Annotated in this window: 6 protein-coding genes and 1 riboswitch; all 6 genes read left to right on the top strand. The window is 64.8% G+C overall.

What is annotated here, in order from left to right; translation table 11 throughout:
- Positions 1-77 precede the first annotated feature (77 nt).
- Positions 78-1,679 carry a ShlB/FhaC/HecB family hemolysin secretion/activation protein gene (locus ACSQ3S_RS25525; RefSeq protein ID WP_436144171.1) on the top strand — a complete coding sequence of 534 codons (1,602 nt, stop codon included), beginning with the start codon at positions 78-80 and terminating at the stop codon, positions 1,677-1,679.
- Positions 1,680-1,693: 14 nt separating this feature from the next.
- Positions 1,694-6,886 carry a beta strand repeat-containing protein gene (locus ACSQ3S_RS25520; RefSeq protein WP_436144170.1) on the top strand — a complete coding sequence of 1,731 codons (5,193 nt, stop codon included), beginning with the start codon at positions 1,694-1,696 and terminating at the stop codon, positions 6,884-6,886.
- Entirely contained in the window at positions 6,855-7,706 is an 852-nt protein-coding gene (locus ACSQ3S_RS25515; protein WP_436144169.1) for a FecR family protein, read from the top strand. Before ACSQ3S_RS25520 ends, ACSQ3S_RS25515 begins: the two co-directional genes overlap by 32 nt.
- Before the next feature lie 125 nt (positions 7,707-7,831).
- A complete protein-coding gene (locus tag ACSQ3S_RS25510; RefSeq protein WP_436144168.1) occupies positions 7,832-10,039 on the top strand; it encodes a heavy metal translocating P-type ATPase in 2,208 nt (735 codons plus the stop codon).
- Entirely contained in the window at positions 10,036-10,422 is a 387-nt protein-coding gene (gene cueR, locus ACSQ3S_RS25505; protein ID WP_436144167.1) for a Cu(I)-responsive transcriptional regulator, read from the top strand. The genes ACSQ3S_RS25510 and cueR overlap by 4 nt, the downstream gene beginning before the upstream one ends.
- 2 nt (positions 10,423-10,424) lie before the next feature.
- Positions 10,425-10,643, top strand: a riboswitch (cobalamin riboswitch).
- Positions 10,644-10,832: 189 nt separating this feature from the next.
- A complete protein-coding gene (locus ACSQ3S_RS25500) occupies positions 10,833-11,429 on the top strand; it encodes a MotA/TolQ/ExbB proton channel family protein (RefSeq protein ID WP_436144166.1) in 597 nt (198 codons plus the stop codon).
- Position 11,430: the final 1 nt, after the last annotated feature.

Here is an 11,430-nt window from a genome sequence, read left to right as displayed (position 1 = left end):
TGAATGTAAATTGCCTCACCTAATGATGATACAAAATCAAAGTTAGCAAAACAGCTAGCAAAATTAAGAGCCGACACATGAGATATAGCTTAACGCGCCTGCTAGCAGGTTCCATCCTCGCCGCCGCCGTCACTTCAGCCTGGGCGGCCGAGCCGGCAGACGACGGCGCCCCCATCCGTTTTGAAATTTCACGCTTCGAAGTCAAGGGCAATACCCTGCTGCCGCAGCAGCAGATCGATGCCTTGCTGGCCCAGTACACCGGCACCGGGCGCGACTTCGGCGACGTGCAGCGGGCGCTGGAGGCGCTGGAAGCGGTCTACCATGCGCGCGGCTACAACATCGTCTCCATCGAACTGCCCGAGCAGGAGCTCAATCGCGGCGTGGTGGTGTTGAAGGTAGTGGAAACCAAAATCGGCCGCGTCAGCGTCAAGAACAATCGATATTTCGACGAGGCCAATATCCGCCGCAGCCTGCCGGCGCTGCAGGAAGGCCGCACGCCGGATCTGGCGGCGGTGTCGCGCAACCTGAAGCAGGGCAACGAGAATCCGTCCAAGGAAGTCACGATGAAGCTGCAAAGTGGCGAAAAGGACGATGAGGTCGACGCCGTGCTGGACGTCAAGGATCAATCGCCGTGGAAGGTCATGGCCAACGCCGACAACACCGGCACCGAGCAGACCGGCAAGACCCACCTGGGCTTCGTCCTGCAAAACGCCAACCTGTTCGGCCGCGACCACCTGGCGTCGCTGCAGTACACCACCTCGGCCGAGGAACCAGGCCGGGTCAAGGTGTACGGCGCTGGCTATCATATCCCGCTGTATGCGCTGGGCGATTCGCTGGACTTCTTCGCCAGCTATTCCAACGTCGACTCCGGCACCGTGTCGGCCGGCGCCTTCAACCTGGCCGTCAGCGGCAAGGGCGCCGTGTACGGCGCGCGCTACAACCAGAACCTGGCCAAGCGCGGCGAACTGGAGCAGCACCTGACCTACGGCGTCGATTACAAGGCGTTCAAGAACAACGTTGAATTGCTGGATGTGCAGAGCGGCAGTTCGCAGCTGGGCAATGACGTGACGGTGCATCCGCTCAGCGTCAGCTACCAGGCCAGCCTGCCGATCAAGGCGGGCGAGATCAGCGGGCAGATTACGCTGGCGCACAACATCTCCGGCGGTTCCAAGGGCGATCAGGCGTCGTTTACGCTGGCCCGCGCCGGCTCCAAGGCCGACTACACCGTGCTGCGCTTCGGCGGCAGCATCACCCGCGCGCTGGCCGGCGACTGGCAATTGCGCGCAATCGCCAACGGCCAGCTGACCAGCGACGCACTGATCCCCGGCGAGCAGTTCGGTGCCGGCGGCGCCACCTCGGTGCGCGGCTTCGCCGAGCGCGAGATTTCCAACGACTCCGGCCTCGGCATCAACCTCGAAGGCTACACGCCCAACCTGTGCAGCCGCGCCGGCTGGAATTGCCGCCTGCTGGCCTTCTACGATACCGCTTACGTCAAGCGCAATCACGCGCTGGCCAGCGAACTGGAAAGCACCACCATCGCCAGTACCGGCGTCGGTGCGCGCTTCGTGCTGTCCACTTACGCCAACCTGCAGCTCGATTACGGCCATGTGGTCCGTGCCGGCGCCACCACGCGCGCCGACGCCAATCGCTTGCACCTGAGATTGGGGCTGGCTTACTGAGCCTGATGAAGATCATGAAAAAAAATATCCGAAGCGGCCGCGCAGCGCAGGCTTACTCCTCCATCCCTTTGCGCCGCAAAATACTGGCGGTGATGGTCGCTGCGGCGTTCGGCGCCGCGCAAGCCAATCCCGTGTCGCCGACGGTTGTGCACGGCATGGCCACCTTCAACCAGCAGGGCAGCCTGTACTCGATCACCAATACGCCGAATGCCATCATCGACTGGCGCAGCTTCTCGATCAATGCCGGCGAAATCACCCGCTTCATCCAGCAAAGCGCCGACAGCAAGGTGCTGAACCGGATCACCGGCCAGGACCCGACGCAGATCCTCGGCTCGCTGCAGTCGAACGGCAAGGTGTTCCTGATTAATCCGAACGGCGTGATGTTCGGCGCCGGCTCGCGCGTCGACGTCAACGGCCTGGTGGCGTCCAGCCTGGCGATCTCGAACGCCGACTTCCTGTCCGGCAAGAACAACTTCACCGACGTCGCCAACGCGGGCAAGGTCAGCAACGCCGGCACCATCACCACGCCGGCCGGCGGCCAGATCTTCCTGGTCGCGCCGGCGGTGGAAAACAGCGGCATCATTTCGTCGGCCAACGGCGACGTGGTGCTGGCGGCCGGCCACAGCGTGCAGCTGTTCGACTCGAAGGATCCGAACGTGCAGGTGGTGGTGTCGTCGCCGTCGGACCAGGCGGTCAACCTGGGCCAGATCGTGGCGCAGGGCGGCCGGGTCGGCGTGTACGGCGCGCTGGTGAGCCAGCGCGGCGCCATCAACGCCAACAGCGCGGTGCGCGGCGAGAATGGCCGGATCGTGTTGAAATCGAGCGGCACCACGATGGTCGAAGCGGGCAGCACGACCACGGCGGTGGGCAGCAATCTGAACACCGGCGGCGACATCCAACTGCTGGGCGACAAGGTCGGCTTGACCGGCAACGCGGTGGTCGACGCCAGCGGCGCGGCCGGCGGCGGCACGGTGCTGGTCGGCGGCGACTACCAGGGCAAGAACGCGGCCGTGCAGAACGCGCAGCAGACGTTTGTCGGCAAGGATGTCCTCATCAGCGCCGACGCCACGGGCAGCGGCAACGGCGGCAAGCTGGTGGTGTGGAGCCAGGATGCGACGCGCATGTACGGCATGCTGTCGGCACGCGGCGGCGCCCACGGCGGCGACGGTGGCGCGGTCGAAACCTCGGGCCACTACCTTGATGTAGCGGGCGCCCGTGTCAATGCCGGCGCCGCGCAGGGCCGCACTGGTAGCTGGTTGCTTGATCCGTACGACATTGAGGTTGTATCGAGCGGCGGCAGTGCTCTGAGCGGCGCAGCCATCTTCGGCACTCCACCCCAACCAGACCCGACTGCCGACTCGACCACGGTCAATGCCAGCGATATCACTGCAGCTACTGCCAACGTCACTTTGCAGGCGCGGCACGATATTACCTTCTCCTCCTTGATCAACAATCCCGGCGCCTACAGCCTTACCGTGCAGGCCGGCAACGACATCAAAGTCAATGCGCCGCTGTACATGAACGGCGACATTACGCTGAAGGCCAACGACAACAGTGGCGGCTACGCCAGCGGCTTGGGCGGCGTCATTATCGCCAATGTCGGCGGTGCGGACGGCGCGGTGCAGACCGGCGGCAACAAGCTGACGCTCAGCGGCAGCTACGTCACCGTCAATGGCGGCATCCAGCTGGGCATCGGCGATTTCGACGCCCGCGCCGAAACGGCGGATGGCTACATCACCGTGGGCCAATACGGCTCGATCCGTACCACGTACAACGGCAGCAATGCGCCGTTGATTTCCTTCACGGCCGACAACATCAATCTCAACAGCGCGGCCGGCACCATCGGCACGACCAACAGCAACGGTTTTGCATCGGTGTCGTTTGCGCCGTACACCGTCAGCCGCGCCATCACCCTCGGCGCCAAGACCGCCGGCACGTTGGGCTTGAGCCAGGCTGATTTCGACACGGTATCGGCCGGCAGCGTGGTCGTCGGCCACAGCGGAGCCGCCAACATCAACAGCGGCGGCGCGTTGAGCTTCAACACGGTGAATAACGTACTGCTTGAAAGCGGCGCGGACATCAATCTGAATCACGCGCTGAGCCTGGGTACCGGACGCACCGGCGTGCTGCAGGCCAGCGTGGACGGCAGCGGAACGCTGACCCTGGGTTCCGGCGCGGCGCTGAGCACCGACACCGGCGGCGGCTCGGTGCAATTGACCGCGGACAAGATGAGCCTGGGCGGCAGCGTGGCGTCGTCGGTCATCAAGCTCGACACCTACACCAGCGACAAGAACATCAACCTCGGCGTTGGTGCCGCCGACTCGTCCACTGTGCTGGGCCTGACCGATACGGAATTGAAAACGCTGCACGGCGCGCATATGAGCATCGGCACGGCCAGCGGCTACACCGGCTCGGACGTCGTCACCGGCGCCCTCAACCTGGCGGGCAGCACCACCGGCACCACCGACCTGACACTGTCCGGCGGCACGGTCTCCGGCAGCGGCGCCGTTACTATTGGCGCCCTGAACGCCATTGCCCAGACCGTGTCGCTGACCGGCGCCAACGAAGTCGGCACTATTAGCGGCAGCAGCAGTGTCGGCGATTTCAGTTTCACTGCAGCCCACAATGTGGTGCTTGGGAACATCACCGGCGCCACCGGCATCGTCCTCACAGCCGGTGGCAACATCACGCAGCAGGCTAATGCCCAGCTCAATTCCTACAACGTTGAACAGGCCACCGGCCACGGCCTCAGCATCAGTACGCCTGGCTCGGCCTTGCTGGATAATTCCAGTAACCATATTTCTGAACTGTCCGCTGTCAACATCGGCGCGCTGAGCGTCAAGAGCCTGAACGATTTGACCGTGGGCTGGCGGGGCAATGGCGTCAGCCAGTCGAGTGGCTTCGCCAATGGTTACCTGCAATTCGACAGCAACAAAGTGAAACTGGCGTCCGGCATGCAGCTGAGCGGGAATGACATACGCCTGTACACCGGAAAAATCGTCTTGCCGAGCGATGCCACCATTGTTGGCACTGGCACCGCTCCTCAAGTGTTTATCAAGTCCTATGGCAACGTCAATATCGGGACCGGCGCGGATTTGATTGAGACTTTCGATATGAATCTGAGCGACACCACGCTGCAGAAGATACGTAACGCCGATATCAGCATCGCCAGTCCCAATGGTCAAGTGAATGTGACCGGTGCGCTCGACCTGACTGGACAGACCTACTACGCTCGCAACCTCGAACTGGGTGCGACAGTCGGCGGGGCTGCGAGCACCCTGGTGTCGATCGCTGCACCGATCAAGGTAGCCGGTGAATTGGCACTGAACGCGCCGGCGGTCAACATCGCTGCGACAGCGATGGGCGACGTTGTCTCGATCGGCGCCAACAGCTTGACGCTGGGTGCCGACGTCACGTCCAACACCGCCAGCATTGCGCCGTTTGACCACAACTACAAGATCCTGGTCGGCGGCACGGGTTGCTCGGCGGGCAGCTTTGCCGGCTGCCTGGAAATCACCAAGCTGTATCACATGGTCACGCCGACGTTGGGCCTCGGCGACAAGGGCGCGACGGATAACGTTGGCGATATCACGGTGCAAAGCCTGGTCGCGGGCGGCACCGGTGTCGATTCGCTCAACGCGCTCACCACGCGGGTGGGCTTGCTCAGCTACGGTGGCGACATCACGCAGACCGGCTCGATCAGCGTGAGCGATCTGGGTGTGGCCACCAACGGCAATATCAACCTGACCAATGCCGGCAACGCGGTGGATAACATCGCCATGTGGCAGACCGGGGCCGGCAAGACCATTCAATTCACGGATAGCCGCAGCGTGGCGATCAGCCGCTTGACGGGCGGCGACGTCAGCGGCGCTACGCTGTATGACATCAGCGGTGTGCAAAGCGAGGGTGACGTGACGCTGACTGTGGCGGGCAATATCAGTACCGCCACGGGGGCGATGCAAGGGGCTATCGTCGCAAATACGCTGACGATGGACGCCACCCAAGGTATCGGTACCGAATCCACCGCGCTGAAGACCAATGTGTCGGCGCTGTATGCCACCAACACCGCCGGTGGCCACAGTACCACCGACATCAATATCGCCAACGCCAACAACACGGCCCATGATGCCACTTACATGACGGTGTACAAGGCGCTGCAGGTCGACAGCGGAGGCGGCAATGACGGCGATGTCAGGATCGAAAACTGGGGCGGCTTGAAGATCGCCGCGGCGCCGTCGCCAGCCCCGTCGCCGGCGCCGGCCTATGGCGTAGTGACGGGCAGCGGCAGCATCACGCTGCAGACGCACAGTCCTCTGGTCATCGATGGCAACGTCAGCACGGCGTCCGGCAATATTTCGCTGGCTGCGGGTACCAGCTATGATCCTAGCAACCAGATCACCATCGGTAGCGGCGCCACCGTGGCGTCGACCAGCGGCACCATCTCGGTGACGGCGGCCAGCTACACGGTTACCGCCGGCGGCAGCGTTGCCGACGTCCATGGCCCGGTGACGCAGGCGACGACTGTTCAGCAGCCGCCGACACCGACTCCTGCGCCGACACCAACGCCGACGCCAACTCCAACACCAACTCCAACACCAACGCCAACGCCAACGCCAACGCCAACGCCAGTGCCGACTCCGGTGCCAACGCCGACGCCTACACCGACGCCAGTGCCGACTCCGGTGCCAACGCCGACGCCGACGCCTACACCGACGCCTACACCGACGCCAGTGCCGACTCCGGTGCCAACGCCTACACCGACGCCAGTGCCGACTCCGGTGCCAACGCCGACTCCAACGCCAACGCCGGCCCCGACGCCAGTACCGACGCCAACGCCAACGCCGCCACCATCGGCCGATATCTGCACGATCGCGCCGAATTCGGCGTTGTGCCAGGTGTTGTCGCCGCCGACGGCCAGCGAGCCGGTGAAGCCGGTGCAGCAGGCGTCGAACGAAATCATCAAGACGGTGACGACGTCTGCGCCCAAGACCGACCTCGATCAGGTGGCGTTCCTGGATACGAAGAAAACCACCACGTCCAGCGGCGGCGCCACCACGGGTGGCGCGGCCACCTCGACCACGCCTGACGACACCAAGTCCGACAAGACAGCCGACAAGGCTGCGGACAAGACCGACACCAAAGAAGTTGCATCCACTGACAAGAGCGGAACCAAAAATGAACCTGCTAAAAAAATGTACTGTAATTAAAGCGCTGATGCTGCTGGCGCTGTGTGGCGTCGTCAGCGCCAGCTGGGCCGCGCAGGTGGCCGGCACCATCGTGCAACTGAGCGGGCCGCTGCTGGCCAAGAAGGCCGACGGCGTCGTGCGCATCCTGTCGATGCGCTCGGAGGTCGAGAGCGGCGACACGCTGGTGACGGAGAAGAACACCTACGCCATGGTGAAATTCATCGACAACAGCGAAATCACGCTCAAGCCGTCGACCACCTTCAAGGTGGAAAACTTCAGCTACGACGCCGGCAAGCCTGACGGCGACAACGCGTCGTTCAATCTGGTCAAGGGCGGCCTGCGTTCAGTGACTGGCCTGCTGGGCAAGCGCAACAAGGAAAAGTTCGCGATGAAGACGCCGAGCGCCACCATCGGTATTCGCGGCACCACCTTCATTGCCGAGTGGGTCGAGCCGTCGGAGCAGGCTGTCGCCGCGCGCGAAGCCTACCTGATGGCCAGTACGGCCGCGCTGGGCGACGCCTACCCGGTCCAGCCGCTGATGCTGGCGCAGGTCAATATCCCGCTGCCGAGGACGGTGACCCCGACCGCCGGGCCCGTCCTGCCGCCCGGCCTGTACGTGCAGGTGATCGATGGGCTGATCAATGTGAGCAACAGGGGCGGTACCCAGAACTTCGCCGCCGGCCAGTTCGGCTTTACACCAAACCCGATCCAGCCGCCGGTCATCGTGCCGAAGAATCCGGGCCTGCTGTTCACGCCGCCGCAGGCATTTAGCGCGCCGCCGCCTACATCGGGGACGAGCACGCCACCCAAGTCCAACGCCGTCGATTGCGAAGTACGCTAATCCCGTCGTCGCCATACCAGGAAGGCCAGGTTTGATACCTGGCCTTTTTTATTTGCAAAAACGCTTGACCTTCCAATCATGGGATACTTGATGCTGACAGCATACAGATAGCAACGGGCGTCATCATGAATCAGCAAGCGATCAAAATTGAAGGCATGAGCTGTGCCTCCTGCGTGGGCAGGGTGGAGCGGGCGCTGGCGGCGGTGCCGGGCGTGGACACGGCCAGCGTCAACCTGGCGACCGAGATGGCGCGTGTCGAATCGGCGCAGCCGGTGGATATCGCGTTGCTGGTGCAGGCGATCGACAAGGCCGGCTACCAAGGCATCCCCGTCGTGCCGGACGCAGTGGCCAATGCGCAGGCACCGATGCTTGCGCGCGGCTTGCCCGGGCCGCGCGATGGCCATGCCGTCCTGCTGGCCGCGTTGCTGTCTCTGCCCTTGGTGCTGCCGATGCTGATGGAGCTGGCCGGCGTGCACTGGATGCTGGATGGCCGCATCCAATTCCTGCTGGCGACGCCGGTGCAGTTCTGGCTGGGGGCGCGTTTCTATCGCGCCGGCTGGCTGGCGGTTCGCGCCCGCAGCGGCAATATGGATTTGCTGGTCGCGCTGGGCACCAGCGCCGCCTATGGCCTGAGCGTCTATCAACTGCTGGCAGGCCGCGGCACCATGCCGCATCTGTACTTTGAGGCGTCGGCCGTGGTCATCACGCTCGTCCTGCTGGGCAAATGGCTGGAGGCGCGGGCCAAGCGGCAGACCGCATCGGCGATCCGCGCCTTGCAGGTGCTGCGTCCGGAATCGGCGCGGGTGCGGCGCGGCGCGCAGGATATCGACGTGCCGATCGCCGAGGTGCGCATCGGCGACATGGTGGTGGTGCGTCCCGGCGAGCGGGTGGCGGTCGACGGCGTGGTGACGGAGGGCGCCAGCCACGTGGACGAGGCATTGATCACGGGCGAGAGCCTGCCGGTGGCGCGTCACGGTGGCGACCACGTCACCGGCGGCGCCATCAACGGCGAGGGGCTGCTGCTGGTGCGCGTGACGGCGGTCGGTGCAGAGAGCACGTTGGCGCGCATCATCCGGCTGGTGGAAGACGCGCAGGCCGCCAAGGCGCCGGTGCAGCATCTGGTGGACCGCGTCAGCGCGGTGTTCGTGCCGGTGGTGCTGGTGCTGGCGGCGTTGACGCTGGCCGGCTGGTGGCTGTTCAGCGGCGATATGGAGCATGCCATCATCAACGCGGTGGCGGTGCTGGTGATCGCCTGTCCATGCGCGCTGGGGCTGGCCACGCCGGCCGCCATCATGGCCGGCACCGGCGTGGCGGCGCGTTACGGCATCCTGATCAAGGATGCGGAAGCGCTGGAGCTGGCGCATCGCATCACCACGGTGGCTTTCGATAAAACCGGTACGCTCACCGAAGGCAAGCCGTCGCTGGCGGCGCTGGAGCCGGCACCGGGCGTGGCTGCGGCGCGCCTGCTGCAACTGGCGGCCGCCATACAGCGCGGCAGCGAGCATGCGCTGGCCCGCGCCGTGGTGGACGCCGCCGCAAAGGACGCCGACTCCGTCCCCTTGTCCGCATCCGATGTCGCTGCCTTGCCCGGCCGAGGCATCGCGGCCTCCGTTGACGGCAGGCGCATGGTGCTGGGCAGCACGCGCCTGATGCAGGAGCGGGGTATCGACTTGTCCGCGCTAGAGGCACGCGCGGGGGAACTGGAGCGGCAGGGGCATACCATCTCCTGGCTGGCCGACGTGGACGACAAACAGCTGTCAGGCCTGCTCGCCTTTGGCGACCGCGTCAAGCCGCAGGCCCGCGCGGCCGTGCAGGCGCTGCACGCGCTGAACATCCACACCGTCCTGCTTACCGGCGACAACCAGGGCAGCGCCGACGCCGTCGGCAAGGAACTCGGCATCGAGCGCGTGACCGCCAACATGCTGCCGGCGGACAAAGCCGCCGCCATCGCCGCGCTGAAGCACGAGCATGCATGCATCGCCATGGTCGGCGACGGCATCAACGACGCGCCGGCGCTGGCGGCGGCCGATGTAGGCATCGCCATGTCCAGCGGCACCGACGTCGCCATGCACGCCGCCGGCATCACGCTGATGCGCGGCGATCCGGCGCTGGTGGCCGCCGCCATCTCGATCTCGCGCCGCAGCTACAGCAAGATCCGCCAGAACCTGTTCTGGGCCTTCATCTACAACCTGGTGGGCATACCGCTGGCGGCCTTCGGCCTGCTCAACCCGATGGTGGCTGGCGCCGCGATGGCGCTCAGCTCCGTCAGCGTCATCAGCAATGCGCTGCTGCTGCGCCGCTGGACACCGGAACACGCGAAAGGACAACCATGAATATCGGACAAGCGGCAACGGCCACCGGCATCACGGCCAAGATGATCCGCTACTACGAGAGCATCAACCTGATTCCGCCGGGCCGGCGCAGCGATTCCGGCTACCGCATCTACGGCGACAACGACCTGCATGCGCTGCGCTTCGTCAAGCGCGCCCGCACGCTGGGCTTTTCGCTGGAACAGATCCGTGAGTTGCTGTCGCTGTGGCAGAACAAGGAGCGGGCCAGCGCCGACGTCAAGACCATCGCCATGGGCCACGTGGCGCAGCTCAATCAGCGCATCGCCGAGCTGACCGAAATGCGCGACACGCTGCAAACCCTGGCCAGCTGCTGCCACGGCGACAACCGGCCCGACTGTCCGATCCTCCAATCGCTCGCCGATTAACGTATAATCGCCACGTTTTGGTGCTCGCGCGTCTGTCCAGGCGCGCAGTTAAACGGGAAACATGAAGCTGGCCACGCCAGCCAACATGTGCTGCCCCCGCAACGGTAAACAAGCGTCGTCACCGACGACAATCCGCCTCTTTGAACCACTGTGCCTCGGCATGGGAAGGTCAGGCGGTTTCGCTTGCCAGCCCGGATACCGGCCAGACAGGTGGAAATGCCCAGGCATTTCTTTTCAATCCGCGCACGGGGAAGTGAGCGGATTGCGTCTGTTTTGATCTACACATATGCATCGATTTTGCGCGCCTCGGCTACGCCGGCTGGCGGCCGTGCCTTGCGCACGCGCCGTTCGCGTGCCCGCGCGCCTCCGCGGCCTCCCTCTTTCTTCCTCTCTTCCTACAGGACCATCCCATGCTTAACCTGCCTGCCGACGCGGCCGTGCACTCTATCGAGACACTGCTGTATTCCATCTCCACTGTCCTTTATCTGCCGGTCCTGCTGGGCATCGCGGCGCTGGTGCTGCACATGCTGGTGTGCTTCGGCACCTTCGGCGCTGAGTGGCTGGAGCGCCGCCGCGGCGTGCACGTGCTGGTCGCCACCGCTAAACAGGAGATGGCCGCCGTGCTCACCGCGCAGGAAGGCGAACCGGGACTGGACGCACGTCTCGAACGGCTGGTGCAGCGCGCCGACGCCAACGGCGTGCGCCGCCTGGACAGCGTGCGCTTCGTGGTCCGCGTCGGTCCGGCGCTGGGCCTGATGGGCACCCTGATTCCGATGGGCATCTCGTTGGCCGGACTGGCGCAGGGCAACCTGCCGAAGATGGCCGAGTCGATGACCACCGCCTTCACCGCCACCGTGGTCGGCCTGGCCTGCAGCGTCAGCGCCTATGTACTGAGCCTGGTGCGCGAGCACTGGCTGCGCAGCGACCTGACCGAGATCGCCTACGCCGCCGAAGCCCATCTCGCGGCGCAAGACCACAAGCCGCACCTGGTCCGCGCGGGGGCCTGAG

Origin of the sequence: Duganella sp. LjRoot269 (assembly GCF_964254095.1) — a bacterium.
GTDB classification, from domain to species: domain Bacteria; phylum Pseudomonadota; class Gammaproteobacteria; order Burkholderiales; family Burkholderiaceae_D; genus Rugamonas; species Rugamonas hordei.
The sequence above is the reverse complement of the archived record's forward strand: the minus strand, read 5'-3'. Positions and strand labels throughout refer to the sequence as shown.